The sequence below is a fragment of the Corynebacterium capitovis DSM 44611 genome, assembly GCF_030440535.1.
Taxonomy (GTDB): domain Bacteria; phylum Actinomycetota; class Actinomycetes; order Mycobacteriales; family Mycobacteriaceae; genus Corynebacterium; species Corynebacterium capitovis.
Map to the genome: position 1 here is coordinate 1,326,894 of NZ_CP047117.1, position 26,262 is coordinate 1,353,155.

A 26,262-nucleotide genomic window follows, 5' to 3' on the forward strand; every position below is an offset into this window, starting at 1 on the left:
AAAGTCGTTCCCTTTCTAGGTGCCCGGGTGCCTTATGTGCTCACCTGGGCGAGTGACGAAGTGGGTGGGGTTATTCAGTTTGGCCTGTGGTTCGCGAGCGGGCGCGAGTTAGTGCGAATCCGCGTGTAGCGACAGTTCGATGTACACGGCGGTGAGCAGCGCAAAGATGTACGCCTGCAGGAAGATGATGATCAACTCGTACAGGGTAAACAGAAGCCCTGCCACCAGCGTCAGGCCGCTCACTGCCGTCCATGCGTTGAGCTGCCAGAAGAAGAAGTTTGTGGCAGAGTACAGCAGGACGAGAATGATGTGGCCCGCCAGGAAGTTCGCCATCAGACGAAGAGCCAGGGTGACCGGCCGCAGAATGAACGTCGAGAAGATCTCGATCGGCACCACGAGGATGTGGAGGAACGGCGGTAGGCCGGGAATCACAACCGAGTGCTTGAAGTAGCGAGCACCGTAGCGCCGCACTCCGGCGTAGATCATCGCGATGTACGCAACAGCCGCCAGCACGATCGGCATACCGATTCGCGCGCTCGGCGAGATGTTGAGGAACGGGATGATCGTGGCCGCGTTCATGAACAGAATTGTGAAGAAGATGGTGGCAATGATCGGCAGGAACCGCTTGCCGTCCTTCTTCCCCAGCGTGTCTTCGGCGATATTGACGCGGACGAAGTCCACGCCCATCTCAGCCACATTCTGCAGACCTTTAGGAACCAGCTGCGGCTTCCTAAACGCAATAACAAACAGGAGCACCAGGATCGCCGCGACGAAAAGGCGGACGATCATGATGCGATCCAGCGCGAACCACCCGTTGGCGAAGTCTTCGCCAACTATGTGGCCGTACGTTTGCCCCGGGAAAAATTCTGGACCAAGTGCGGGCGCATGGAAGGTACCCTTCATGCCCTCGGCCAAAGTTGTAACGCTCAGCGTTCTCTCCCGTTCTCGGGCCGCACCCCGTCGGCGCGGGGAGCGGTGCGATGGACGTCTTTAAAAACTGCTGCCGTCCGCGGCGGACTCCGTCGCACATCAGCGACCGCGGGGCAGGGGATGTTTGTCAAGGCAATACAACGGCCACCTTCGAGCAGGCGCAGTGCTACCTCAAGAAAACCCAGCGGATAGCCTAACAGGTAGGTGGGCGGAATGTGGCCTTTGGGGGTAACCGGGAGACGGCCTAGTCGCCGATGTAGCTCACGCGCGTCGTGATGACGCCCCACGCCTCCGCGCCCAGGACGACGAGGAGCGCCACGATCGTCGTCACCCCAAACGCGACGTGACTGTAAAAGTGTAGGTCGCGGATGAACAGTAGGACGATAATCAAGACCACAAGCTTGACTAACCAGCCGCCCAGCACGATTGCCATTGTTGTCGACGGCGACGTGCCCGACGTGGCGAGCACCGAGGCCGCCGTGAGAAGGACAAACCCCCCGCCGATGGCCGCCCCCATGACGACGCCCAGCAGGCCCGGGAGCCCAGCGTGGGCCCCCCACGCAACTAGGGAGACGAGGGAAATGACGCCTAGCGCGCCTCCCCCCAGCTTGAGAGCCCGAAGGAGGGGCTGACGGGGATCGTCAAAGTCGGTTGTATCGGCTGCCGCGATGGGTTCGCTTGACGAGGCCCCCGCGCTGCTCTTTTCGCTACTCACGCTGGGTCATCCTACCGCCCGCTTGCGCGGCGCCAGTTCTGACGTGCATCAGTGGCACGAGAGTGAGCAGAAAGGCACCGACAACCGCACAGGCGCTGAGCCCGATCGCCCATCCCGTGGGGACGATCGAGAAACTCACCGCCCCAAAGGCCACGGCGGAGACCCACGTGTACAACACGAGCACGGTGCGCCGGTGCGTATGACCGAGACGGAGGAGCCTGTGATGAATGTGCCCCGCGTCGGCACTAAACGGGCTGGATCCGCGGGCGGTGCGACGCACAACCGCCCACACGAGGTCGATCACTGGCAGCGCAATAGCTGCCAGCACAACCATGATGGGGCTGATTAACGCCACGAAGTCCGCCGCACCGTAGAGGGACATGTTGATTTTTCCCGACGCCGATACGGATGCCGCAGCGAGAAGCAACCCGATGAGCATGGCGCCCGAGTCCCCCATGAAGATTCGCGCAGGTTCGAAATTGTGGGGCAAGAACCCCGCGCAGATTCCCACGAGGGCGGCGCAGATGATCGCGGGCGGGTAGGCCGAGACAGCGCCACCTTGGTCGTGCAAAACAGTGAGCGAGAAGACCAGGATCGCAGCCCCAGCGATCAATCCCAGCCCGGCGGCCAGCCCGTCGATTCCATCCACGAAGTTAATCGCGTTGATCAGCAGCACGGTGAAGACCACGGTGATGATCACGCCCTGTACTTGGTCGAGGATGAGCGTCGTTCCCCCGCCTCCGGGCACGAAGAACACGGTGAAGACGAGACCCATGAGGCTCATCAAGCTGGCGGCGAAGAACTGCCCGGCCAACTTTGTCAGCGCACCGAGCTCATATAAATCGTCGAACGCACCCACGACCACGATTGCGAAGGCGCCAGCGAGCACCGCCGTCATTTCAGGTGTAACAGGGGCGAAACCCCGTGTCAGCGCGGGCAGCTGCTGCGCGAGGGCGACGGCGGACACAAAGCCGGTAAACATGGCAACACCACCGGCCGAGGGCGTCGGCTGGGTGTGGACGTCGCGGGTGCGGATCTCCGCTACCCTCCCCGTCCGCACGAGTAGGGAGCGGACGCCGCCAGTCGTGAGGTAAGTGATCGCGGCCGCAACGAGGAGGACTAGGCCTAGCTCGCGCAGCGGGACGCCCACTCCGTTCATTTAGAGCCTCCGCAGCTGCTCCGGGTCAAGGTTCAGAACGTCAGCGAGGCGCTCCGTGGGGATCGCGCCCTCACGCAAGATCATTGGTTCCGGCCCGGAGATGTCGATGATCGTCGACGGCTGCCCCGCCTCCGCGTCTCCCCCATCCAGATAGACAGAAATCGCGTCACCGAACTGCTGCTTCGCCCCGATCGCGCTGGTCGGCGGCTCGTTGCCGGAGATGTTGGCACTGGATACGGCCATCGGCCCGACTTCCCTGAGGAGTTCAATCGCCAGCGGCTGGTTGGGCATGCGCAGCAGAACCGTTCCGCGGGTGTCCCCCAGGTTCCACGGCAAGCTCGGCGCCTCAGGCACAACAATCGACAACCCACCCGGCCAGAACGCCTCGACGAGCGTGCGCGCCGTGTCGGTGAACTCGCGGACCAGCCCTCGGATTGTGGACCACGACCCGACGAGGACCGGCACGGGCATATCGGGCCCGCGGCGCTTCGTAGCCAGCAGCTTCGCGACGGCGTCGTTGTTGAAGGCGTCCGCGCCGATGCCGTAGACAGTGTCGGTGGGCAGGACGATGCACTGTCCGGCGCGCACCGCGTCAACTGCCCTGGCCAGGCCCTCTGTGCGGCCCTCGGGGTCCAGGCAGTCATAAAGCCGGCTCGGCATTGTGGTCCTCCCTCGTTAGCGCTTGCTCAGTGTTCGTGAGTGCTCGTGAGTGTTCATGAGCGTTCGTGCCGCTTCACTCTACTCGCCGTAACAAAACGGTCTCGGCCCGCCATGTCCTGAACCACCGCGGACTCACGGAACGCCCCTGTGGAGTGCACGACATTGCGTACCGCGCGCGAAGTCGTGTCGTCGTGTTCGATGCCGAGCGCGCCCCCGTCGACAAGCAGACGCGCCGCAACGGGCACTAGCCCTCGAATGGCCCCCATCCCGTCTGCGCCGGAGAACACCGCCTCGTGCGGGTCGAAGTAGACCTCGGGGCTGAGGTCGGGCGATTCGGGCACGTACGGCGGGTTGCTCACCACGAGGTTGACCTCCCCCGAAAGCTCAGTCAACAGGTCCGGGTCCGTCATATCGCCAGGTACAACGCTTATCGACGCCCCAAGGTCCCGCCCGTTGGCCTCAGCCCACTCCCGCGCCGCCGCCGAACGCTCCACCGCGATGACGCGGGCGTCGGGCCTGGACAGCGCAATATAGATGGCGATCGCCCCGGATCCCGTTCCTAGGTCGACGACCGTCGGCGAAGCGACACCATCAAGCGTGTCGACCGCCCACCGAGCCAACAGCTCTGTTTCCGGGCGCGGGATGAAAACACCGGGGCCAACGTTTAGGTCGAAGCCACCAAAGGGAGCCACTCCCGTGATGTATTGCAGCGGTTCGCGCTGGGCGCGGCGCTCAATCGCGGCGGCATAGTCCTGCTCAAACGACTCTGGGACGTCGGCTGGAGGAAGCAGGGTGAGGTGGAGCGCGGGCACACCGAGCAGAGCTGAGGCCAAAAGACGCGCATCGACGGCAGGCGTGGCGACGCCCGCGTCCCCCAAGACCTGGGCGGCGCGGGCGACGAGGAAGCGGACATCCTTACTCGGCTTCAAGGCGCTCCTGGCGCTCGTGAGTCTGGAGAGCCGTGATGAGGTCATCCATGTTTCCGTCGAGCACCGCATCAAGGTTGTTGGCCTTGTAGTTGATGCGGTGGTCGGAGATGCGGTTCTCCGGCCAGTTGTAGGTGCGGATGCGCTCGGAGCGATCCATCGTGCGCACCTGGGACGCTCGTCCCTCCGCGGCTTCGGCCTCTGCCTTCTCGCGTTCCATCTGATCCAAACGGGCCTGCAACACCTGCATCGCGCGGGCCCTGTTTTGAATTTGCGATCGCTCATTCTGGCAGGTCACAACGATGTTTGTGGGCAGGTGAGTGATGCGCACGGCCGAGTCGGTCGTGTTAACACCCTGGCCACCCTTGCCCGAGGAGCGATATACGTCAATGCGCAGATCTTTCTCATCGATGTCGACGGAGCCGACTTCTTCCGGCTCTGGGTAGACCAGCACGCCAGCGGCGGACGTCTGAATCCGCCCCTGGGACTCGGTGACGGGCACGCGCTGTACGCGGTGCACACCACCCTCAAACTTCAACTTGCTCCACGCCCCGTCACGCGAGGGGGTCGTAGACTTGATCGCCACCGTAAGGTCCTTCGCACCGCCCAGGTCGGATTCGGACAGGTCGAGGACTTCCCAGGCTAGGCCGTGCTTCTCGCAATACTTTTGGTACATGCGGGCGAGGTCCCCTGCGAACAGTGCCGCTTCTTCCCCGCCGGCGCCGGCTTTGATCTCCATGATGACGTCGTCGCCGTCGTGTTCATCGCGCGGCGCGAGAAGGTCGGCCAGCTCCTCCTCCAGGCGGACGATCTTCGTCTCGAGCCGTGCCGCCTCCTCCGCGAACTCCTTGTCCTCGGCGGCCATTTCAAGAGCCGCTCCGTGGTCGTCCCGGGCTTGCACGAGGGCGTCGTTGACGCGGATGATGGGCTGAAGTTCCGCGTAGCGCTTGGACAGCGTGCGGAACAGGCCCTGGTCACCGGCGACTGCCGGATCACCCATCTGTGCCTGAATACCTTGGTATTCGGACACGTAGTCGTCGACAAGCGATACGCGCGACGCCGCGGCCTGTGAGTTCTTCACCACTAGCTGTACTCCTCCTCGTCCTGATCAGCGGCCATCGGAGCTGATTGGGCCACGCCCATGAGGAACTCACCGTTAGTCTTGGTCTTCTTGAGCTGCTTGATCAGCATGTCAATGGATTGGTGCGGATCGAGCGCGGAGAGGATGCGGCGCAGCTTGTGCATGATGCGCGCTTCCTCGGGGCTCATCAGCAGCTCATCCTTGCGGGTGCCCGAGGGGTTGACATCCACAGCGGGGAAAACGCGGCGCTCGGCGATCTTGCGGTCCAGCTTCAGCTCCGCGTTGCCGGTGCCCTTGAACTCCTCGAAGATAACGGTGTCGCCAGCCGATCCCGTTTCCACCATGGCCGTGGCGATGATTGTCAGCGAGCCGCCTTCCTCGATATTGCGGGCGGCACCCAGGAAACGCTTCGGCGGGTACAAGGCGTTGGAATCGACGCCACCCGAAAGGATGCGCCCCGACGCCGGCGAGGAGTTGTTGTACGCGCGACCCAGGCGGGTGATCGAGTCGAGCAGGACCACGACGTCCTGGCCCATTTCCACGAGACGCTTAGCGCGCTCAATTGCGAGCTCGGCGACGGCAGTGTGCTCGCTCGGCGGGCGGTCGAACGTCGACGCGATGACCTCGCCCTTCACGCCGCGCTGCATGTCGGTCACCTCCTCGGGCCGTTCGTCTACGAGGACGACCATGAGGTAGCACTCCGGGTTGTTCGTCGCAATGGCGTTAGCGATGTTCTGCAGGATCGTGGTCTTGCCGGCCTTCGGCGGGGAGACGATCAGCGCGCGCTGACCCTTGCCGATCGGCATGACCAGATCGATAACACGGGTGGTAAGGATGTTCGGTTCTGTCTCTAACCGCAGCCGCTTGTTCGGGTAAAGCGGGGTGAGCTTGTGGAACTCCTTGCGTTGGCGCGCCTCCTCCGGGCTCACACCGTTGACGGAATCCACCCGGACGAGCTGGTTGAACCGCTGCCGGTTGCGCCCGTTGCCGTGCGTGTGGCCTTGCCCGTTCGAGCGAACCTGCCCAACCACTGCATCGCCAGAGCGGAGTCCGTTCTGGCGTACGAGCTTGCTGTGAATGAACACATCCGCCGGGCTCTGGCGGTAGCCGGTGGTGCGCAGGAACGCCGAGTTGTTGTCTACGACATCCACGATGCCCGCGACGTCGAGCAATTCCTCCGGCTCGTCCTGCGGGTTCTGTGAGTTCTGCCCGCTCTGGTGGTTGTTCTGGTTCTCACCGTTCTCCCGCCCGCGATTGCGGTTACGGCGATTGCGGCGGCCGCGACGGTTGGTGCCGTCGTTGTCGTCGGCATCCCGGTTGTTGTCTCGGTTGCTGTCCCGATTATTGTCCTGGTTATTGTCCCTGCGGGGACGGTTCTCCCCCCGGGTATCGTCCTCTCGGGTCTCCGAGCCGCGGTCTGGGTTATTTCGGTTGTCCCGGTGATCCCGGTTGTCGTGTTGTTCGCGGCCGTTGTCAGAGGTATTCTCATGATCGTCGGGACTTTGGCGGGCGCGATTGCGCCGGGCACGGCGCGCCGCGGAGCGAGACTCGTATCGTTGCTCGGTGTTTTCCCCGGAATCGTTGCGCGGTTCACGCTGCTGCTCCGATTCGGCCCGCGAGCCCTCCGACTCGTGCGTGTCCTCGGATGCCCCGGTTCGCTCGTCGGGCGCAGCGTTTTTCGCGCCGTGCTCTGCATCCTGGCGGTCGTCACGTCCGCCCGAAACATGACCCCCCGCGGACTCCGTTTCGCCCCCTCGGCCCACTGCGCCCTTGGGCACCACGCCGGTGCGGATCGCCTCGATCAGCGCTCCCTTGCGCAGCGCTGACACACTCTTCAGCCCGCGCTCGGCCGCAATTCTGCGCAGCTCGGGGAGTTTTAGGGCAGTCAGGTCTTGGCTTGCTGCCGTGGTGTCCGTATCGGTCACGGATGTCCTTTCGTCGCTTGTCGGACGCGACGTGGTGGCGCTAATGCGTCTTCACCTCGCCGCGAACCGGTAGCTTTCGTGTGCGATTAGCTCTCTTTTGTGCCCGCGCGTCGGATTCATCATCACTCCGAGCGGGCCCCCGCGGCACGCGCCCGCGCCGCCGGCTGCATCAACCGAATCAAGGGGAAGACCGCCACCCGCTCCGCACCGCTTCGAGGGCATCGCGGGAATGTATACGAGGAGCAATAGCAAACTCGGGCGATCTCCGAAATGATTGTAGCCTACGTGACCCTTCACTACCCCCTCAGGCACGCACGGCGGTGACGTCTGCGCGCCACGCTAGAGTGTGGATCATGTTTTCCACCATGCAGGAAGTGCCTTTTTCCGTCGGGCGGATCCTCGAATACGGTGCGACAATTCACAGCACGACGAGGGTGACTACCTGGCGCTCCGGTGCGCAACCGGAGGCGGAGGAGTCAACGTTCGCCCAGATCGGGGCGCGGGCCGCGGCGTTCGCGCATGCACTGCACGACGATCTCGGGGTCGATAGCGACCAGCGGGTCGCCTCTTTGATGTACAACTGCGCCGAGCATCTGGAAGTGATGTTCGCGGTTGCCGCGAAGGGCGCCGTGTTCACACCTCTCAATATTCAGCTCGTCGAGGATCAGGTGGCTTACGTCGTCAATCATTCCCAAGCTGAGGTCTTGGTCGCAGACCCGCGCTTGGCGCCTAAGGCCGGGCGCATTGTGCGCATGTGCCCCACCGTGCGGGCGGTGGTTTTCACGGGCCTCGACCCGCTCGACACGGCCGCCCGCGAGCTGCCCGAGGGGGTCGCGGCGTATTCATACGAGTCGCTTCTCGACGGACGCGCCACCGTTTACGACTGGCCCGTGTTACCCGAAAACACAGCCGCGGCGCTCGTGTACTCCACAGCGACGACGGGCCCGCCTAAGGGTGTGGCGTATTCGCACCGCTCGATTTGGCTCGAGGCCATGGGTCTGCGCGCAACGGATTCGCTCGCCGTTTCGCATGGGGAGTCCTTCCTCTGCTGCATCCCCGTCTACCACGTGCTCAGCTGGGGAGTGCCGTTTGCGGCCTTTCTCGTGGGAACGCCTCTCGTTCTGCCCGATTCGGATGTTTCCGCGCCGACCCTCGCCCGCCTCATCGAGGCGACGCACCCCCGTGTCGCGCACGGTGTACCTACCTTGTGGATCCAGCTCATGGTTCACTACCTGCAGCATCCGCCGGCTCGAATGAGTCTGACGGAGCTGTACGTCGGTGGCTCCCCCGCCCCGCCGGCGCTGATCAAGATGTGGGAAGAGCGCTATGGCGTCGACGTTGTCCACGTCTGGGGCATGACGGAAACGTCGACGGTGGGAACCATTGCCCGCTCCCCGTCCGGGGTGTCTGGTGAAGCGCGCTGGGCGTACCGGGTGTCCCAGGGCAGGTTCGCGCCGTGGCTGGAGTACCGAGTGGTCAACGATGGACGCGTCATGTCGTCAACGGATCGCTCTCAGGGCGAAATCCAAGTTCGGGGCAACCTCGTAGCCGGCTCCTATTACCACTCCCCTGCCCAAGAACCCGGTGGTTTGGCCAGCGAGTTTCGGGGGGAACCCGTCACCGAGCAGCGCAATTTGTTCACGGCGGACGGGTGGCTGCGCACCGGTGACGTGGGAACGGTGACCAACGATGGGTTTATGACTTTGTACGACCGTGCCCGGGACGTCATCCGCTCAGGAGGCGAGTGGATTTACTCCGCGCAGGTCGAAAACCTTGTGATGGAGGCCGACGAGGTGGTGGAGTGCGCCGTCATTGGCCACCCCGACAAGAAGTGGGGCGAGCGACCGCTCGCCGTCACCGTCCTCCACGAGGGCGTCGAGCCAAGTCCCGAGACGGCGGCTCGGCTACGTCGCGGGCTGGGACGCACCCTTCCGTCGTGGATGGCACCCGAGTACTGGGCGTTTGTCTCGTCGATCGACAAGACCTCGGTGGGCAAATTCGACAAGAAGGACCTGCGCAAGCACCTCGCGGCCGGGGTGTTCGACGTGATCGCGCTGCCCGGGCCGGGTAACAGCTCGCGCGGTAACCCGACCGCCGAGCAAGTCGCGGTGGCTAGCGAGGAAGAGGACTAGCTACCCCCGGCGCTTAGGCTCGGCTCAAAGTGGCGGTAACCGCTCCGGCGATGTCGAGGTCGAGGACCCTCAGCTCAGCCTCTCGGGCCGAGCTGAGGATCTTATCCGGCACTGGTTCCGTGCTCAGCACCATCACTGTCGGGCCGGCGCCGGACAAGTAGGCGGCGTAGCCGCGGTTGCGCATATGGTTGACCCACTCCGCCGTGACCGGCAGGACATCTGCGCGATAGGGCTGGTGCAGCCTGTCGCGGGTGCCTTCCCACAACAGCTCCGGGTGGTGCTGGATGGCCACCGTCATCACCGCGGTGCGGGAGACGTTGAAGCGCGCATCTGTATGCGTCACGTGGCTCGGAAGCACTTGACGTACTGCGTGCGTGGAAGCGTGGAAATCCGGCACCAAGGCCGTCGCTCTTATCGACGGGTGCACGTCGACCCCAACGGCACGATACGCCGGCTGCGTCACGCCATCGACGGGCACGTCGGTCCAGGACACCACGGCGCCACCCAGCACAGATGCCGCCGCGTTGTCTGGGTGACCTTCGAACGCCGACGACAGCTGCACAACAGCCTCAGTGTCCAGCGGCTGGCCCGCGAGCGTGTTCGCTGCGACGACACCCGCGACCGCCGCAGCCGCCGAAGATCCTAACCCGCGCGATTGCGGGATAGCGTTCGTGCAGGTCACCTTAAGTCCGGGCGCGTGGGCGTTGGCTGCCCGCAGCCCCTCGCGGATCGCTTTGACCACCAAGTGCGAGGAGTCGCGGGGGAGCTCATCCGCGCCTTCCCCAAAGATCACCACCTCCAGGCCCGACTCCGTCACCTCTACCTCAACGGTGTCGTAGATTCCGAGCGCGAGGCCCAGGGTGTCGAACCCGGGGCCGAGGTTCGCCGAAGACCCGGGGACAGTAACCGAGGCCTTGAGCCCCACCTGCAGATCGATAGGCATGCGAGAATCTTAAGCGTCGAGGCGGATCACCGAGTCGACAGCCTGGACGTCCCGATGCTCGCTCAGATTCTCGACGATTCTCCGCAAGTCCTTTTCCGCTGCTTCGTGCGTGACGACGATGAGATGGGCGCCGTCCCCAGATTCCTCTTGGCGCACGGCCGAAAGCGACACGCCGGCCTCGGCGAATTCACGCGCGAGGTCGGAGAGCACCCCCACACGGTCGTTGACGGTCATATTAATGTGGTAGCGCGTCAGGACCTCGCCAAACTCGACAACGGGGTAGTCCGCGTACGGGTTATCCGCGGGGGCCCGGCCGCCGTGGATCTTGTTCCGGGCCGCGCCGACCAGGTCACCGAGGACGGCAGACGCCGTGGGAGCGCCCCCGGCGCCGTTGCCGTAGAACATCAGGCGTCCGGCTGCTTCCGCCTCGACGAAGATGGCGTTGTAAGATTTGTCCACGCTGGCAAGCGGGTGGTCATTGGGAACCAGCGCGGGGTGAACGCGCGCGTTAACCCCGGTCGTGGCACCGGTGTCGTCGACAAGCCTCTCGCAGATGGCCAGCAATTTGATGGTCTCGTTCGACTGGCGGGCGGCTGCGATATCGTCGGCGGTGATTTTCGTGATGCCCTCGCAGTAGACATCGTCGTATGTGACCCGGGTGTGGAAACCCATGGAGGCGAGGATCGCAGCCTTGGAGGCGGCGTCGTGCCCCTCCACGTCAGCGGTGGGGTCCGCCTCGGCGTAGCCCAAACGAGTGGCTTCGGCCAGCGCGTCCTCGTAGCTCATCCCCGTGGTGGCCATCGCATCGAGGATGAAGTTCGTCGTTCCGTTCACGATGCCCGAGATTCGCTGAATCTGGTCCCCCGCGAGGGAGCGACGCAGCATTCCGACGACGGGGATCGCCGCGGCCACGGCGGCCTCGTAGTAGAGGTCGACCCCGGCCTCGTTTGCGGCTCGGGACAACTCATCGGCGTGTGCCGCGACGAGCGCCTTGTTGGCGGTGACCACCGATTTGCCAGCATTGAGGGCCTGCAGGACGAGTTCGCGGGGGTAGTCGATCCCGCCGATGAGTTCCACTACCACCTCAACGTCGTCGCGGTCGATGAGGCTGCGGGCGTCGTCGGTAAGTTGGAGGTTTTCGAGGCCGGGGCTGCCCTGGTGCTTGGATACGTCGGACACCGCGACGCCGCGCACCGCGATGGGCCCGCCGATGCGGTTTTCGAGGTTTTCGGAGAACTCACTGATGAGGCGTAGCACTTCCGAGCCGACAGTCCCCTTGCCTAGGATGGCCACCCCGACCTCTTGACCAATCCCCTTTCCGGGGTAGTTGCCGTTACGGCCTTCGGCGTAGCGTGCAGTCATCGTTCTCGCAGTCTCCTGTAGTCGCGTCATTCTGGCTGTGCTCGAGTGTACCGCTTAGTCTAGATTGCACCCGGTGAAGTCCGCACGCGGGTCTCTAGACCTCTCTCGCGAGGATGTCCTCAACGGTTTCGCGCCTGATCATGGGGCTCACCCGCCCGGCGCGCACCGAGACGACCGCTGGGCGAGCGAATGAGTTGTAATTCGACGACATCGAGTAGCAATAAGCCCCCGTCGCGGGCAGCGCAATGAGATCGCCACTAACGATGTCGTCGGGCCACGTTGCGTCGTAAATGAGAATGTCGCCCGATTCACAGTGGGACCCCACGAGCCTTGTTGCCGTGTCTTCTCCGTCCGTGAAGCGGTTGACCATGCGCCCGTCGTACTCCGCCGCATAAAGCGCGGGGCGTACGTTGTCGCTCATTCCACCATCAACCGCGATGTAGCGTCGGGTCTCCGTATCCGAGGTGTGCACATCCTTGACGATGCCAGCCGTATACACCGTCACGGTTGACGGCCCCGCAATCGCGCGCCCCGGTTCGACCACCACCGTGGGAGCCTCGATTCCCAAATCCGCAGCGGCCGACCGCACTGCGGCGAGGAGGTCGGCGGCCACGCCTCGCACGTCGAGCGCTTGTTCAGCCGGTGTGTAGGCGATCCCGTAGCCACCCCCGAGGTCGAGGTAGTCGAGCGCGACGCCCGTGTTCTCCCAAATCGCGCGGTAGAGACGTAGAACGCGCTCAGCGGCGAGCTTAAAACCCTCCGCGTCGAAGACCTGTGAACCCACGTGACAATGCAACCCCGTCAACTCGAGGTGTGCGGCGGCAATTGCGTCCACGGCCGCCTGGTACGCGGAACCGGACGCGAGGGACATACCGAACTTCTGATCCTCGTGGCTAGTGGCAATGAACTCGTGGGTGTGTGCATCCACACCCGGTTTGACCCGCACAAAGACGTCCTGGATGGTGCCCGACAGTGCCGCGAGCTCTTCTAACCTCTCAAGCTCCGCGTGGGAATCGACGACGACGTGCCCGACGCCGGACTCGAGGCACAGCGTGAGGAAACCATCCGACTTGTTATTCCCGTGGACCGTGATCCGCTCTGCCGGGAAACCGGCCGCCAGCGCGATGCGCAACTCGTTTTCACTGGCCACATCGAGCGAGAGGCCCTCTTCGTCGACCCAGCTCGCTATCCGACGGGTAAGGAACGCCTTGGACGCGTAGTGCACGTTTTCCGGCGCCCCGAACGCCTCGGCCATATCGCGACACCGCGACCTGAAGTCGTCTTCGTCCACAACCATGACGGGTGTGCCGAACTCCTCAGCGATCTCTGGCAGCGGTACCCCCGCCACCGTGACCACTCCGTCTTCTTGCCGCGCAGCCCCGCGCGGCCAGACATGCGCGGGGAGTTCGTTGAACGCGGACACTGGCGCGGACACCTACATCCGCTCCGGTGCGGTGATGCCAAGCAGGCCAAGCGCGTTAGCGAGCACCTGACGCGTGGCCGTCGCCAAGGAAAGGCGCGCGGCGTGGATCGGCTGAGCTTCTTCGCCCGCCTTGGGCAAGATCTGGCAGGAGTCGTAGAACTTGTGGAAGGAGCTGGCCAGCTCCTCCGCGTAGCGGGCCACCCGGTGCGGCTCGCGTAGGCTGGCGGCGGCCGCCACAACGCCGGGGAATTCACCCAGCGTGCGTATTAGGTCGCCTTCCTTCTCGTGGGTGAGTAGTGAAAGGTCCGCCCCCTCGACCGTCACCCCGGAGTCGGCTGCCCGACGCGCGATCGAGCACAACCGGGCGTGGCCGTACTGAACGTAGTAAACGGGGTTCTCGCTCGACTGAGAAGTCCATAGGTCGAGGTCGATGTCGAGCGTTTGGTCTACCGACGAGCGCACCAAGGAGTAGCGCGCGCCGTCGACGCCAATGGCATCCACAAGGTCGTCGAGCGTGATGATTGTCCCCGCGCGCTTGGACATCTTCACCGGCGTGCCGTTTCGCACGAGGTTGACCATCTGCCCGATCAGCACCTCTACGGCGGACGGGTCGAAACCGAGCGCCGCCGTCGCGGCACGCAACCGCGCGATGTAGCCGTGGTGGTCCGCGCCCAGCATGTAGATAGCCAGTGAGTGGCCGCGTTGGAACTTGTCAGCAACGTAGGCGATATCGCCCGCGATATACGCTGCGTTGCCATCAGACTTGATCACCACGCGGTCTTTGTCATCGCCAAAGTCCGTGGACTTGAGCCACCAGGCGCCATCGGCCTCGTACAGGTTTCCGTTGCTCTTCAGAGTCTCCACCGCTGAGTCGACGGCCCCCGACTCAAAGAGAGAGTTCTCGTGGAAGTACACGTCGAAGTCCACGCCGAACTCGTGCAGCGAAGACTTAATGTGGTCAAACATCATCTCCACGCCCAGCGCGCGGAACGTTTCCTGCACGTCCTCAGACGCGAGGGCATCAGGCCGCTTGTCGACGACCGCCCGCGCGATCTCGCCGATATAGTCCCCGCCGTACCCGTCCTCCGGGGTCGGTTCCCCCTTCGCCGCGGCGACGAGCGAACGCGCAAAGCGGTCGATCTGCCCACCGTGGTCGTTAAAGTAATACTCGCGGGTCACCTCCGCGCCCGAGGCCTCGAGGACGCGGCCGAGCGAATCGCCCACAGCAGCCCAGCGGGTCCCCCCCAAGTGGATCGGCCCGGTGGGGTTGGCTGAGACAAACTCGAGGTTGATCTTCTGGCCGCCCAGGCTGTCCGAGTGGCCGAAATGCTCCCCCTGCTCCAAAATCTGCGACACGAGTTGCCCCTGGGCGTCGGCCGCTAACCGAACGTTGATGAACCCTGGCCCAGCTACCTCCGCGGACTCGATGGCCGGGTCGGCCACGAGGGCGTCGACAAGCCAGCCTGCAAGCTCCCGCGGGTTCGTGCCCGCCTTCTTGGCCGTCTGAAGCGCGATATTCGTGGCGTAATCCCCGTGCTCAGGGTTGCGGGGACGCTCAACGGTCACTGAGTCCGGAACGACGGTGGCGTCTAGGTCATGGGCGTTGAGCACGTCCGTTGCGGCACGCTGGATCACTGCGGCAAGGTCAGCTGGCGTCATGGAGTCACAGTCTAATTCAGTAGTGCGTCGCAGACCCCAACTGGGGAGGACGCACGCGAGGGTGGCCGGAGCCACCCGACAGGGGTGAGTCTCCGGCCACCCTCGCATTCCTCATTTCCCGTGAGACGCTCTCTCACGCGTCCGCATGTATTGTGGGGCGTAAACCATAGAAAATCATACAAACAATCTGAAAAGGTGGGCAGTGTTGGCACGTAAATGGCCATTAGTCGCCTCGGTTCTAAGTTGCGCGCTTATTTCGGGGGCAACCTCTGTCGCCCGCGCTGACGAGCCATCGCACATCCAGTGGGGGGCCTGCCCCCCAACCGTCAACGTCGATGGCGCCCAGTGCGGCAGCGTCGAGGCCCCCATGCGCTACGACGATCCGGCAGGCCCGACCATCAGCCTTGGTGTCATGAAGATTCCGGCTGCCGACCCGTCGGAGCGCCGCGGTGCGCTGTTCGGCAACCCGGGCGGTCCCGGCGTGGATGCGTACTCGTACTTCGGCACCGCGAAAGGGGGGTTTGAATGGCCGGAAGAAATTCGCAACGAATGGGACCTCATCACGGTGCAGCCTCGCGGCCTCCAGCATTCCACCCCGCTGGAGTGCGAAGTCATCGGGGGCGCTTCTCCTCTCGACGTCGCCCGCACTGTCGTCGACTCCTACGTTAATTCAGGCGCGCAGAGCCGCGCCGCCTGCCAAGGCAGTCGGCCAGGCTACCCGGAGACGATCACGACCGACACTAACGCCCGGGATTGGGACACTGCCCGTCAAGCCCTGGGTTATGACTCCATCTCACTCATGGGGCTGTCCTACGGGACGTACCTGGCCAGCGCCTACGCCAGCCTGTTCCCGGAGCGTACGGACCGGGTTGTCCTCGACTCAGCGATGGACCCGAGCACCCGGTGGGACCGCCTTCTGCTCGACCAGCAAGGCGGGTACGAGCGCACCCTCAACGACTACTTCGGCTTCGTAGCGGACAATGACGCGACCTACCACATGGGCGACACGCCGCTGAAGGCTTACCAGTACTGGTCCGCCCGAATCGTCGCAGAAACCGGCACCAACCCAACCGTCACCCCGCCCCCAGCGCGGGTCGGGGACCTACCGGCAGGCCTTGGCTCCTCTGGCCAGGCGGGTGCCGACGCCCTCACCGCCACCGGCAAGGCCCGCGTCGAAGGCGAGGGGATCGTGTCCCGCATGCTCAACCCCGGCTCGAACCAGATCAACTCCCCCCTCCTCGCCGCCACCAAAGCGATGCTGCCGCAGGCGAAAAACTGGGACTCCATTGCGCGGATGACCAACGGCACACTTGAGGCGGGCGCCACCGAGCTCTCGCCCGAGCTTTCCGACGAGATAATCGGCATGCAGCTCGCGCTCTTCAGGCTGCAGTCGGTCCAGATTTGCAACGAGAACATCACCCCGCCCGACTACTCGCAGCTCCCGGCAGCTGTGTGGAGCTCGTTTGTCACCGGAGACATCTTCACTAGCCCTCATGCAGTGATTGGTTCCGGCATCTACTGCAACGGAGCGGCCCCCGTTGCGGCGGAGGTGCCCCTGAGCGGCGCCACCTTGACGGTGCGCCCCCTACAGATCAACGCGACCGGTGACCCGCAGACGGTGTATGCCGGCAGGACGACTATTGCCGACGCCATGGGATCCCACCTAGTCACCGTCCACGGCCCCGGCCACGGTCACGTTGCGCTGGGCAACCCAGTTGTTGACGACCTCGTGGTGGACTACCTCCGCACCGGCCAGGCCACTGCAACCGACGCGCCCGGGTACTTCGAAGCCCAGAAAGCAGGCTGATTAGTTGACCGCGCTGGGTGGGTGCTAACCTAAAGCGCGTCCGTTCGTCCGAGCGGACGCGGATTGTCTTCGTAGCTCAGTGGATTAGAGCATCGGTTTCCGGTACCGAAGGTCGCAGGTTCGAATCCTGTCGGGGACACAGTTGTCATCAGTCGCGACATAGTTGACAGTTGGCCCCCGCGCGGGTGGAACAGTGTTCCGCTTGTGCGGGTTTTTTTCTGGCCGCTCCTCGTAGCGTGGTAATGCGGGCCTATTCGACCCCAAGCACTAACCAGGGTACGAAAGCCCGGGACGCGGAGCGTTGGCGTCGAATAGCAAAAGCAGCTTTACTCGCCGTGAGGCTTGCTTACTACTGTGAGGTTGGTGGATGGGTACTAAGCGTGTGCGCCGCGCTGTTCTCGTGGTCGCGGTTCTCAACGTCGTGTATTTCGGTGTCGAGTTCGTGGCGGCGAGCGTCATCGGTTCTGCAGCTCTGTTCGCGGACTCCGCCGATTTCCTCGAAGACACGGCAATCAACCTGCTGGTGTTCTTCGCTGTTGCGATGGCAGCCGAACGCCGCCGCGTGATGGGCAGGGTGTTGGCGGTGTGCATCCTCATTCCCGCGGCCGCGTCACTGATCACCGTCGCTTACAAGGTCGCGCAGCCGGAACCGCCCTCGCCAGAGGGGCTAACGGCCACAGCGGTGGGAGCGTTGGTCGTGAATCTCGTCTGCGCGGTGATCGTGCACCGAATCCGCGAGGCCGAGACATCATTGGCGACGGGGGCCTGGCTCGCCGCTCGCAACGATGCCCTTGCCAACATCTTTATCATCGCAGCGGGCGTCGCCACGCGGGCATGGCCGACGGCGTGGTTCGACGTCGCCGCCGGCCTCATCATCGCGCTCCTGAACCTCTCGGCTTTTCGGGAAGTGTGGCAGGAAGCGCGCGAGGAACACGCTTCCGTCGAGGAGGCCTTCGCAGTCATGGACAGCGATTAGCCGCCGAGGCGGAAGCTGTGACCGACCAGCGCAGCTATACACCTTCCGGCATGATGATCCATGCGACGATGTAAAGCAGAACGCCCGGCACGACGCCGGCGAGCGCGAGGGCGGCGAACACGAGGCGGACGAGAGTCGAATCGATCTTGAAGCGCTGCGCGATGCCACCACAGACACCGGCGATCCAACGGTCGGTGAGCGAGCGGCTAAGGCGAGAGGGCTGGGGCGAAAAACTTCACGGCGCATTCATGGCTGAACTCCTCATCTCGGTGGCGTTAGAGTCACCACTTATCCAACCGCTCCCCCCTCCGCCCCACAACAGGGCAAACCCTGAAGTTAGACCCCGAGATTTCCCCGCTTTTCATTCAGGGGAGCGGATTCCGAACAGAAACCCGGTGCGCCGGGCACGTTGTCAACGGCGGCCACGCCCTCTAGGAAGCGCCGCAGCACCGGGACATCCGCGGAGTCGAGATGATCAAATACGACCCGCCGCACGCTTTCGACGTGCTCAGGAGCTGCCATTTCCAAACGCGCGAGCCCCTCGTCCGTCAGTGACACGAGAACACCGCGGGCATCGCCTGGGCTCTTGCATTTGGTGACAAGGCCGCGCTTCTCCATTCTCGTCACCTGATGCGACGTGCGAGAGCGGTCCCAGTCAAGGCATGAACACAGGTCACGCAACCGCATTTCACGGTCCTCGGCTTCGCTCAGCTCGACGAGCACCGCGAACTCTGGCGACGATAGGTTCGATCCGGCGAGCAGAGTGTCACCGATGACTCGGTCCACCTTTCGTGCGGCGGCAAGCATGGCGCGCCATAGGGCTTGTTCGTCATCACTGAGCCACCGCGGTTGAATTGTCATGAAGCGCAGGTTACTACGGGCCACGTTGATGGGGAAATGTCAACTCTTCAATTCATGCACTGACACCCTCCGCGCCACCGCCACACGGTCGAACCTCTGCGGGTAACAGGTCAAGACAATGACCTGTGCGGACTTTCCCACCTGATCAAAAAGCGCGTTCATAAGCTCGAGGCGGTCCCCGTCTGAAGCACCCAGCACGTCATCAACGACCACAGGGACCGGCGCGGCCCCGCCGTTTCCCTGGCCAGCGAGATCCGCGATGGCAAACCTTGCCAGCAGCCCGATTTGCTCCTTCGCACCGCCTGACAGTTGATCGAGGGGAATCGTGACCCCGCCTAGAGTGCGAGCAGCGATTGTTAGGTCCTCACCCAGTGTGAACTCCACGCCGGGCCCGAAGACGACCGCGGCGTAGCGGTTTAGGGCCTGAGCAAACGGTTCTGCGTAGCGCCGGCGGGACGCGTCGCGATGAGAGACGAGAGTATCCCACAGCAGCTTGACCGCCTCGGCGCGACGGTTCGCGCGAACCAACTCAGCCTCGGCCGCCTCCACTGCCGCGTCGGCTCGATCCGCTGTCTCGGCCGCCCCGATCGCGGCCTCAATACGCCCCTTGAGCTCCACGGACCGCAGGTGCGCAGCAGACCTTCTCTCGCGCAAACTTTGCGCGCGATTCCGGGCGCCCTCAAGCAGGCGTTCCGCTGTGTCGGGGTTGGACTGGGCTAGCTCCGCCTCTAGTTCCGCGACGCGGGCGGCCGCAGCATCAAACGCTTTGGCCGCGGCCGCTTTGGCTTGTGCGAGCGCCATCGTCGAAACGCGTGCCGCTGAGGCTTCTAGTTCCCGCTCAGCCGCCTGCAGTTCGGACTTCTTCGCCTCCAAGCGCGCGCTGATGATGGTGTATTCGGTAGAACGTTCACCCGCTGCAAAGGGACGCAGCGCCGCCTCGGCCTCGTGCAGCGCCGCCGTTGCGCGTTCAAGCTCCGCCTCGGCCTCGTCCGCGGTTTTCACTGCGGCGGCTTCATCGATCTGCTCACACTCGCCGAGTTCTGTCGTAAGCCGAGCCAGTTCTGCTCGTAGCACTTCGACGTCGTGGCCGTCCGCGATCTCGTCCCGCCGCCGGCGCGCAGCCTCGATGAGAGCGGACAGCTCAGCATGAGCGTCCCGCAAGGCGCGCAGCTCATCGACGTTTTGGCACCCGAAAGGTTCGAGGCTGTCGTTAAGCGCCATGCGCGCCTCACGCAAGGGGGCTTCCGTGTCCGTGCCCGTGGGAGCGGCGCGGTACACCACGCTGAACTTTCCGAGCTGGAGGGACGTGCCATCGTGGAGCTCGACGGTGGTCGTGCCACGAAGCGGGCGAGGCTCCCCGTCGACCGCTATTTCTGAGTCGTTGTCGGAAGAGACGTCGAGCCTGGCTGAAGAGGCGTCCCGCAAGCGGCGCTGCAGCTCCTCCTCGGCTGCGGCGCTCTCGGCGTGGCGGACGTCGGCATCCGTTACCCGCCGCTCGGGCTGCTGCTCGAGGAACGCGGAGAGCTCATCTGTCGCCTTGTCCGCCCGGGCAACAATATGTTGCAATTCTGTCTTGCGCCTCGCACCCCGTGCGCGCTCAACATCTTGCCGGGCACGCTTTGCTACCTCGCGTGCCTCGGTCTCGGCAGACCTGGCGCGGTCTCGCGACTCCGTGAGCGCGCGCAGCTTGTCCTGCTCCTCAACTGCCCGCACCTGGGCGCCCGAGGCCTCTTTTTCCAGTTCAAGAACCTCGAAGCGCAGCGCGGCGAGACGCTCATTCGCCGCAGTGCGGGCCGCGAAATCATCTTCCGCCCGCTGGGCATCGATGCCCGCGCGATCGCGCTCGCGCCTAGCCGCCTCGATCTTCTCACCTACCTCGCGGGCAACGGCGGCATCTGCCTCGCGCTGCGCCACATCTTCCTCAGCGCCGGGCAGCTCCGCCTCCGCCGCATGAATCTCATTGTCACAGCGCCCAACCTCGGCAACAAAGGCATCGAGTTCGCTCGCTCGCCGGCGGGCATCGGCGGCAGCCGTGCGGGCGCCCTCGACGCGTGTCTCGAGGGCAGCGTAGCTGGCCTTCTTCTTCCCAGAATTGGTGAAAAAGCGCTCGAACTCCGCGTGCACCCGGGACAAGAGTTCCGTGTCTTCCGGCTCCTGGCTTCCGGTTTCTGTCGCGCCATTCAAGGCCCGGGTGACAGACGGGATTCCGGCGGCGCTGACCGCGGGATCAAGCATCCCCTGCCGAACAAACAACGAGGAGCGAAGTTCTTTGTCCACGTGTTCATCGAGAATCCGGGCTAGCGCGTCGTCTGCCTCCCGCCCGGTGAATTGCTCGTTTTTGGGCGCAACGATGTGTAGCTCAGAGAGTCTCGCCCGCCCGAAGCGCTTGCGGATGGTGAAGTCGTACGGCCCGACGGTTGCCGAAAGGGTGATGTCGGGCGAGGCGTCTCGTCCGACTGGTTCAAGCGCTTTCACCTCACTCTTCTTCGAGGTGTGCTTCGCGTTAAGCACCACGTCAAGCGCGTCAAGGATCGTCGACTTGCCCGCCTCGTTGTCCCCGTGGATAACAATAACGCCTGACGGTGGGAGGTCCGTCAGTTCGAGGTGGCCGATCCCGCGAACGTCGTTCAGAGCCAGAGTACGGATGCGCATTGGTTTATGACTCCTTGCTCAGGCGGAAGAGCAGGTTGACGGCGTCGCGAGCCACCGGGTTGTCGGCGGCCGCCTCTACGAGCTCACTCATGGCGGCCGCGGCGAACCCTGTCAGGGGAAGCCCCGCGAGCTCACCGTCGCCGGGCTCCAGGTGCAAGTCCATCAACCTCGATCGCTCGTACAGTGCGGCGAAAACGGGCTCAAGCTGCGCCAACCCCGTTTCCAAAGCGCTCGTCTCCTCCAATCCGAGTGTGCCCGACATAGAGTACTTCACCACTGTCCGCTCCTTGTCCGGGTACGCGGAGAGCTCAGCCAAAAGCTTGTCGACGTCATCTGCCCCGTCGACCTCCCAGTGCAGTGCGTCGAATGTCCAGCCCCCGGTGCGCACTTTCTCAACCTCGGCGCTACCTTTCCGGGCTGTTACCACGAGGGCGTTCCCAGAATCGCTTTCGTTCCCCGCTACCCCAGGAGCATGGTCGTGGAAGTCGGTTGTTTCCGGCGAGCCCGAGTACCACACTCGTCCCGACGTTCCGAGGCTCATCGTTGAGTGGGTATCCCCCAGCGCGAGGTAGTCAATCGTGCCGTCGGCCAGCTTCTCCTCCACCGCAGCTACGTCGATCAGATCGGGCACAACATCGGCCGTGCGAGCTTCGGCCTGGCCGTGCCCCACCGCGATACGAATCGCCGCTGTCGGCTCGAGAGGGCGTAGCGCCTTAGCTACTAGGTCTTCGGACGCGTGCTTGGCTTTCAGTGGCGCCCCGACCAGCTCGACACCAGGGCGAACCTCAACGACGTCGAAGGTGCGCAGAACGTGAACATTGTCCAGACTTTCGGTCCGGCTGAAAATTGAATCCGCGACCAGCGGATCGTGGTTTCCCGGCAGGAGGTACACCGGAACAGGAAGCGCCTTGAACATCTCAAGCGCTCGGCCGAGAGTGCGGCTCTCGAGCGCATTGTGCTCGAAAACGTCACCTGCCACCACGATGAACTCGGCCTGGCGCTCCTGCGCGATCCGCCCGATGCGAACGACCGCCTCGAGGCGAGCGGCATCGAACCTGGCCTGGGCCTCCGCGGGGAGGAAGGCGCGGGTCATACCCAGTTGTAGGTCTGAGGTATGGATGAAGGTGACTTCACTCATGCATTTATGGATAGCAGACGAATATGACACTGTTATGACACTGTTCGCCTGTGTTCGAATACGTGTTCTATCGGCGCGTGAGCTCGTCGTAAAGATCTTCTAAGTCTGCCACTGCCCGCATCTGGTCGATGTTCGTAAATGAAACCGTCTGCATCGCCTGATGCAGCAGGTCCATATCGGAGTCCTCGATCATCGGCGCAACCTTCGGGCGCGGCAGCGCCGGCAGCTCCCGCCCCTCCCAGAAGAACTCCGACCCCTCCGCCGCGTTGTCGCGGGCTGCGGCCTCAGCCTGGCCCCGCACACGCAGCTCGAGGGTGGTGAGGCTGAGGTTGCGCAAAGCAAACACGACCGCTGGGTCGGCGTCGATGAGCTCGGCGGCCTTCAACGCGACCGCGCAGGCGTGTTTACACACGGGAGCACTGTCGGGGCAAGAGCAATAAAACCGCACGTCAGACGGGTCGTGAGCGATCAAAATCGCCATCACGTCTTCGTCGAGGTCACCCTCCCGCGCACGCTGCACAGAGCCAGAACGACGTGCCATGAGCTCGAGGGCGACGTCGACATCTTTAAACGAACGCCGCGGCAGAGAGATAGTGACATCGAAAGGGTCGTTTTGGGTGCCGGCAACGGTGCCGTCGAAACCTGCGGAGCGCGGAGTCACGCTTAACACGCGGCCGTCCGCCACGTACTGCCGTCCGCGCTTGGCCCGTCCCGCGTCCGTTTGGCGCAACGCCGCGTTGAGAAGTCGCATCGCCGCCGGGTTGTACCGCTCGGGCGGCGGCGCCGGCGTCTCCTCGAGGCTCTCCGCCGCCGCCTCCTCCGCGCTGGCGACACGCCGCCGCGCCCAGAAATTTGCCCAGATAACGTTGTCTTCCGTCGGCCGTGACGCTCCCATTAGCTCTCCGCCCTGTAACTCATGAGCCTGGTCAGGTCTTCCGTGCCCAGCTCGGTGATCCACCCTTCGCCCTCGCCCACGACCACGCCGGCGAGGTGGGTTTTGCCGTCCAGGACATCCTGGATCGACTCCTCCAGGGTTCCCCGCGTGATCATTTTGTACACGGTGACATCCTTCTCTTGTCCGATCCGGAACGCGCGGTCCGTCGCCTGATTTTCCACAGCCGGGTTCCACCAGCGATCCATGTGAATCACCATCGACGCAGCGGTGAGGTTGAGCCCCGTTCCCCCGGCCTTGAGGCTGAGCAGCATCGCCCGCGGCCCGTCGGGCTGCTGGAACTGCGCAACCATCGCGTCTCGCGCATTCTTACCGACGCCCCCGTGCAGGAACGGAACCACCTCACCCAAACGCAACTGAAGGTACGGCTGGAGGATGTCGCCGAAGGCTTTGTACTGGGTGAAGATAAGCACCCGGCGGTCGTCGGCAATGGCTTTGTCCAATAGTTTGACAAGCATCGCGACCTTTCCCGACCGGTGCTTGCCGCGGGAGGTGACGGGGGTTCCGTCGCCCAGAAAGTGCGCCGGGTGGTTGCAGATCTGCTTGATTCGTGTGATCGAGGCGAGCACCAGCCCCTTGCGGGCCATCCCCTCGCGCTCTTCCAGCTCCCGCGACAAGTCGTCGACCAGAGCTTTGTAAAGCGCGGCCTGCTCGGCCGTCATATCCACGGTGATGACTTCCTCCCGCTTGTTCGGAAGGTCGTCGATAATGGCCGGGTCTGTCTTGAGGCGGCGCAGGATAAACGGGGCCGTGAGCCGGCGCAGCCTCTCGCCCAGCTGGTCCGCGAGCTCTTCGTCCCGGCGCGTTTCGATGGCACGCGCGAAGTGGTTGCGGAAAAACGACTGGGTCCCCAGCATCCCGGGGTTCACAAAATCCAGCAGATTTCGTAGCTCCGAGAGCTTGTTCTCAATAGGCGTCCCGGTAAGCGCAATGCGGTGCCGGGCCGGGATCGCCCGCACGCTTTTCGACGCCCTCGTTCCCGCGTTCTTGATAGCCTGCGCCTCGTCCAGCACAACGTGATCCCACTTGGTCCGTGACAATTGCTCCGCGTCGCGCGTTGCCACGCCGTAGGAGGTGACCACCACGTCGCTGGACGCGATGACCTGGTCCAAGGCGTCCCCCGAGCGCCGCCCGGCGCCGTGGTGCACGGCAACCCGGAAGCCCGGCACAAAGCGGGCCGCCTCCGCCGCCCAGTTCCCCACCACCGACGTTGGCGCAATGACGAGCGTTGGCGCCCGGCCAGGGTCTGCCGCCTTCTCCACCGCGAGGAGGGCAAGCAGCTGCAGCGTCTTACCCAACCCCATATCGTCGGCAAGGACGGCTCCGAGGTTGTTTCGGGACATGAAGACGAGCCAATCAACCCCTCGCCGCTGGTACTCCCGCAGCTCCGCGTGGACGGCATCGGGCACCGCGACGCGCTCCGGGGCAGGACGGTCCGTCCCCCCGACGAGCGAGGTAAACCAGGGGGACCCGGTGAACTCGACCGGCTCGACACCCGCTGTTTCCAGCGCGAGCTGCCGCAGGTCGGCGGCGGTCGCTGTGCCACCGAGGGCGTCGGGGTCACTGCCGTCGCCGGAGCGTTCCGCCAGCTTCTCCATGTACTTTTTGGTTTTGGCCAGCGCGCGGCCGTCGGCAAGTACCCACTGCCCGCGAAGCTTCATCAGGCCCGACTTGGAACGGATGAGCTCCGCCATCTCGTCGTCGGTGAGCTCAACCCCTCCTAGGCTGACACGCCAGTCGTACTTGAGCATCGTGTCGAAGCCGAATGCTGTGGCCGTCGAGGAGTCATGGGGATCCGCCTGGCTAGCCACGTGGAGCTGGGCTCGGGTTTCGGCCGCGGACCACGCACGCGGAAGCATCACACTAAAGCCGGCGCGTCGCAATTTTGCGGCGTCCTGCGACACGAAGCGAACGATCTCGTCCGAGGTGAGGTAGAGGTCCCAATCCCCCTCGTCACCGGTCGCCGAAGTCCACGGCTGACGGGGGCGTCTGCCCGCCTCGACGACGCTGCTGACCTCTCCAGCGCGGGCCATGTCGTGGCGTAGCATGTGCACTGTCTGGGCGTCGTAATCCATGACGTTCACGGGTCGCGGCGAGTCAGTGCCCGCTCGCACGCGGACTCGAACCGGCCATTGCAGCGCCGAGAACCCCACCCCGGTTTCGCGCCACTGCTCGTCAATGTCCTCGGGCTCCTCCACAACGAATACCAGTTGCAAGTTCACCGCTGCGATCGAGCCGTTCCAATCACTCAAACGCAGCGACAGCGGGCCACCCCCGCGACGAAGCGGCGCTGAATGCAGCAACGAATGGACGAAGTCATGCCACGGGTACGGTCTCTCCTCCTCCTCAACGCCGCTCAACCGCGCCGTCGCAATCCAGTGCACCATGGTCTGGGAGACGTTCTCGCCCAAGCTCGGGTTGTTGGCGCTAAGCACACCGGGGGCGGCGGCGATCATCTCGGCGAGCCATCCCCTTTCTTCAACCCCCGTGCCCAACTTCCACTCCGCGTACCACAGGCCGTCTCGGAAAGGAACGTGCAAGCTCACTCGGCCGGCGCGAATGAACTGAGTCAGCCCGTTGTACATCCGGATCAGCCAGTACAGGTCCGGCGCCACCGCGTCGCGCTGAGCGCGCGTTGCTCCGGGGGACAGCTCGTCGAGAAACGCGGCCGCGGCAAGGAAATCGACGGCCTGCTGGGGCGCAAATGCCGCTGAGGGCACACGCAATTCCACGTGGCGGCCGCGGGGGGTTTGCAGACGCACGCGCGACCGGTGACGGAAGGCGGCGTCATCAAGCAGTGCCTCGATGGGCCGGGGAAAAGTGCCCTCGGGTACCTGCGAGGGCACCACGATCCTGTGTCCTTCCACTTGCTCAACCCATAGGTTGAGCCCGGACTCGGCCAACCAAAGTCCGTGCAGAAGGAATTTTGGCATACCCACCTTTTTACCACCCCTGCGTGAC

General features: G+C 64.1%; 20 protein-coding genes and 1 tRNA gene. 4 read left to right on the forward strand and 17 right to left on the reverse strand.

What is annotated here, in order from left to right:
• Positions 1-108: 108 nt before the first annotated feature.
• The 7 genes from atpB to rho all read right to left on the reverse strand — a co-directional run bounded on the left by atpB (position 109) and on the right by rho (position 7,396).
• Positions 109-903: a F0F1 ATP synthase subunit A gene (atpB, locus tag CAPI_RS06485; RefSeq protein ID WP_018017833.1), complete on the reverse strand. Its 795-nt coding sequence runs from the start codon at positions 901-903 to the stop codon at positions 109-111.
• Positions 904-1,174: 271 nt separating this feature from the next.
• Positions 1,175-1,645: a Cg1360 family ATP-synthase-associated protein gene (locus tag CAPI_RS06490; RefSeq protein ID WP_018017834.1), complete on the reverse strand. Its 471-nt coding sequence runs from the start codon at positions 1,643-1,645 to the stop codon at positions 1,175-1,177.
• On the reverse strand, positions 1,638-2,804 hold the full coding sequence (locus CAPI_RS06495; protein WP_018017835.1) for an MraY family glycosyltransferase: 1,167 nt from the start codon (positions 2,802-2,804) through the stop codon (positions 1,638-1,640). Before CAPI_RS06495 ends, CAPI_RS06490 begins: the two co-directional genes overlap by 8 nt.
• Complete coding sequence (locus tag CAPI_RS06500; protein WP_018017836.1) at positions 2,805-3,464, reverse strand: L-threonylcarbamoyladenylate synthase; 660 nt, start codon at positions 3,462-3,464, stop codon at positions 2,805-2,807.
• A gap of 53 nt (positions 3,465-3,517) precedes the next feature.
• Complete coding sequence (gene prmC, locus CAPI_RS06505; RefSeq protein ID WP_018017837.1) at positions 3,518-4,393, reverse strand: peptide chain release factor N(5)-glutamine methyltransferase; 876 nt, start codon at positions 4,391-4,393, stop codon at positions 3,518-3,520.
• The gene (gene prfA, locus CAPI_RS06510) at positions 4,380-5,390 is read right to left on the reverse strand and encodes a peptide chain release factor 1 (RefSeq protein ID WP_245531652.1); all 1,011 of its coding nucleotides are present in this window, start codon (positions 5,388-5,390) and stop codon (positions 4,380-4,382) included. Before prfA ends, prmC begins: the two co-directional genes overlap by 14 nt.
• Before the next feature lie 83 nt (positions 5,391-5,473).
• On the reverse strand, positions 5,474-7,396 hold the full coding sequence (gene rho / locus CAPI_RS06515) for a transcription termination factor Rho (RefSeq protein ID WP_018017839.1): 1,923 nt from the start codon (positions 7,394-7,396) through the stop codon (positions 5,474-5,476).
• Positions 7,397-7,749: 353 nt separating this feature from the next.
• Here rho and CAPI_RS06520 point away from each other — a divergent pair, with 353 nt between their 5' ends.
• Entirely contained in the window at positions 7,750-9,528 is a 1,779-nt protein-coding gene (locus tag CAPI_RS06520; protein ID WP_018017840.1) for a long-chain fatty-acid--CoA ligase, read from the forward strand.
• 13 nt (positions 9,529-9,541) lie between these two features.
• On the opposite strand, the gene thrB is transcribed toward CAPI_RS06520, so the two are convergent.
• The 4 genes from thrB to argS form a co-directional block, all read right to left on the reverse strand.
• Complete coding sequence (gene thrB, locus CAPI_RS06525; protein WP_018017841.1) at positions 9,542-10,471, reverse strand: homoserine kinase; 930 nt, start codon at positions 10,469-10,471, stop codon at positions 9,542-9,544.
• Positions 10,472-10,480: 9 nt separating this feature from the next.
• Complete coding sequence (locus CAPI_RS06530) at positions 10,481-11,833, reverse strand: homoserine dehydrogenase (RefSeq protein ID WP_018017842.1); 1,353 nt, start codon at positions 11,831-11,833, stop codon at positions 10,481-10,483.
• A gap of 94 nt (positions 11,834-11,927) precedes the next feature.
• A complete protein-coding gene (gene lysA, locus CAPI_RS06535; RefSeq protein WP_040356829.1) occupies positions 11,928-13,268 on the reverse strand; it encodes a diaminopimelate decarboxylase in 1,341 nt (446 codons plus the stop codon).
• Positions 13,269-14,915 carry an arginine--tRNA ligase gene (gene argS, locus CAPI_RS06540; RefSeq protein WP_018017844.1) on the reverse strand — a complete coding sequence of 549 codons (1,647 nt, stop codon included), beginning with the start codon at positions 14,913-14,915 and terminating at the stop codon, positions 13,269-13,271.
• 412 nt (positions 14,916-15,327) lie between these two features.
• On the opposite strand from argS, the gene CAPI_RS06545 reads away from it, so the two are divergent.
• The 3 genes from CAPI_RS06545 (at position 15,328) to CAPI_RS06555 (ending at position 17,698) form a co-directional block, all read left to right on the forward strand.
• On the forward strand, positions 15,328-16,722 hold the full coding sequence (locus CAPI_RS06545; protein WP_245531643.1) for an alpha/beta fold hydrolase: 1,395 nt from the start codon (positions 15,328-15,330) through the stop codon (positions 16,720-16,722).
• 65 nt (positions 16,723-16,787) lie between these two features.
• A tRNA-Arg gene (locus tag CAPI_RS06550) sits at positions 16,788-16,861 on the forward strand.
• Positions 16,862-17,089: 228 nt separating this feature from the next.
• Entirely contained in the window at positions 17,090-17,698 is a 609-nt protein-coding gene (locus CAPI_RS06555; RefSeq protein ID WP_018017846.1) for a cation efflux transmembrane domain-containing protein, read from the forward strand.
• A gap of 34 nt (positions 17,699-17,732) precedes the next feature.
• Here CAPI_RS06555 and CAPI_RS06560 read toward each other — a convergent pair whose 3' ends face one another.
• The 6 genes from CAPI_RS06560 to CAPI_RS06585 form a co-directional block, all read right to left on the reverse strand.
• Positions 17,733-17,882 (reverse strand): PspC domain-containing protein, encoded by a 150-nt coding sequence (locus tag CAPI_RS06560; protein WP_083893946.1) that lies wholly within the window; start codon positions 17,880-17,882, stop codon positions 17,733-17,735.
• A 152-nt stretch (positions 17,883-18,034) separates the two neighbouring features.
• Complete coding sequence (locus CAPI_RS06565) at positions 18,035-18,559, reverse strand: MarR family winged helix-turn-helix transcriptional regulator (RefSeq protein ID WP_018017847.1); 525 nt, start codon at positions 18,557-18,559, stop codon at positions 18,035-18,037.
• 39 nt (positions 18,560-18,598) lie between these two features.
• Entirely contained in the window at positions 18,599-21,211 is a 2,613-nt protein-coding gene (locus CAPI_RS06570; protein WP_018017848.1) for an AAA family ATPase, read from the reverse strand.
• Positions 21,212-21,215: 4 nt separating this feature from the next.
• Positions 21,216-22,349, reverse strand: a complete 1,134-nt coding sequence (locus tag CAPI_RS06575; RefSeq protein WP_026157174.1) for a metallophosphoesterase family protein — start codon at positions 22,347-22,349, stop codon at positions 21,216-21,218.
• 67 nt (positions 22,350-22,416) lie between these two features.
• Positions 22,417-23,244, reverse strand: a complete 828-nt coding sequence (locus CAPI_RS06580; protein WP_018017850.1) for an SWIM zinc finger family protein — start codon at positions 23,242-23,244, stop codon at positions 22,417-22,419.
• Positions 23,244-26,234 carry a DEAD/DEAH box helicase gene (locus tag CAPI_RS06585; protein WP_018017851.1) on the reverse strand — a complete coding sequence of 997 codons (2,991 nt, stop codon included), beginning with the start codon at positions 26,232-26,234 and terminating at the stop codon, positions 23,244-23,246. Before CAPI_RS06585 ends, CAPI_RS06580 begins: the two co-directional genes overlap by 1 nt.
• Positions 26,235-26,262: the final 28 nt, after the last annotated feature.

Coding starts and splice junctions, on each gene's coding strand:
- atpB (WP_018017833.1), bottom strand. CDS start 903: ATGAAGGGTACCTTCCATGCGCCCGCACTTGGTCCAGAATTTTTCCCG.
- CAPI_RS06495 (WP_018017835.1), bottom strand. CDS start 2,804: ATGAACGGAGTGGGCGTCCCGCTGCGCGAGCTAGGCCTAGTCCTCCTC.
- CAPI_RS06500 (WP_018017836.1), bottom strand. CDS start 3,464: ATGCCGAGCCGGCTTTATGACTGCCTGGACCCCGAGGGCCGCACAGAG.
- prfA (WP_245531652.1), bottom strand. CDS start 5,390: ATGGGTGATCCGGCAGTCGCCGGTGACCAGGGCCTGTTCCGCACGCTG.
- CAPI_RS06520 (WP_018017840.1), top strand. CDS start 7,750: ATGTTTTCCACCATGCAGGAAGTGCCTTTTTCCGTCGGGCGGATCCTC.
- thrB (WP_018017841.1), bottom strand. CDS start 10,471: ATGCCTATCGATCTGCAGGTGGGGCTCAAGGCCTCGGTTACTGTCCCC.
- CAPI_RS06530 (WP_018017842.1), bottom strand. CDS start 11,833: ATGACTGCACGCTACGCCGAAGGCCGTAACGGCAACTACCCCGGAAAG.
- argS (WP_018017844.1), bottom strand. CDS start 14,915: ATGACGCCAGCTGACCTTGCCGCAGTGATCCAGCGTGCCGCAACGGAC.
- CAPI_RS06545 (WP_245531643.1), top strand. CDS start 15,328: ATGAAGATTCCGGCTGCCGACCCGTCGGAGCGCCGCGGTGCGCTGTTC.
- CAPI_RS06555 (WP_018017846.1), top strand. CDS start 17,090: ATGGGTACTAAGCGTGTGCGCCGCGCTGTTCTCGTGGTCGCGGTTCTC.
- CAPI_RS06565 (WP_018017847.1), bottom strand. CDS start 18,559: ATGACAATTCAACCGCGGTGGCTCAGTGATGACGAACAAGCCCTATGG.
- CAPI_RS06570 (WP_018017848.1), bottom strand. CDS start 21,211: ATGCGCATCCGTACTCTGGCTCTGAACGACGTTCGCGGGATCGGCCAC.
- CAPI_RS06575 (WP_026157174.1), bottom strand. CDS start 22,349: ATGAGTGAAGTCACCTTCATCCATACCTCAGACCTACAACTGGGTATG.
- CAPI_RS06580 (WP_018017850.1), bottom strand. CDS start 23,244: ATGGGAGCGTCACGGCCGACGGAAGACAACGTTATCTGGGCAAATTTC.
- CAPI_RS06585 (WP_018017851.1), bottom strand. CDS start 26,234: ATGCCAAAATTCCTTCTGCACGGACTTTGGTTGGCCGAGTCCGGGCTC.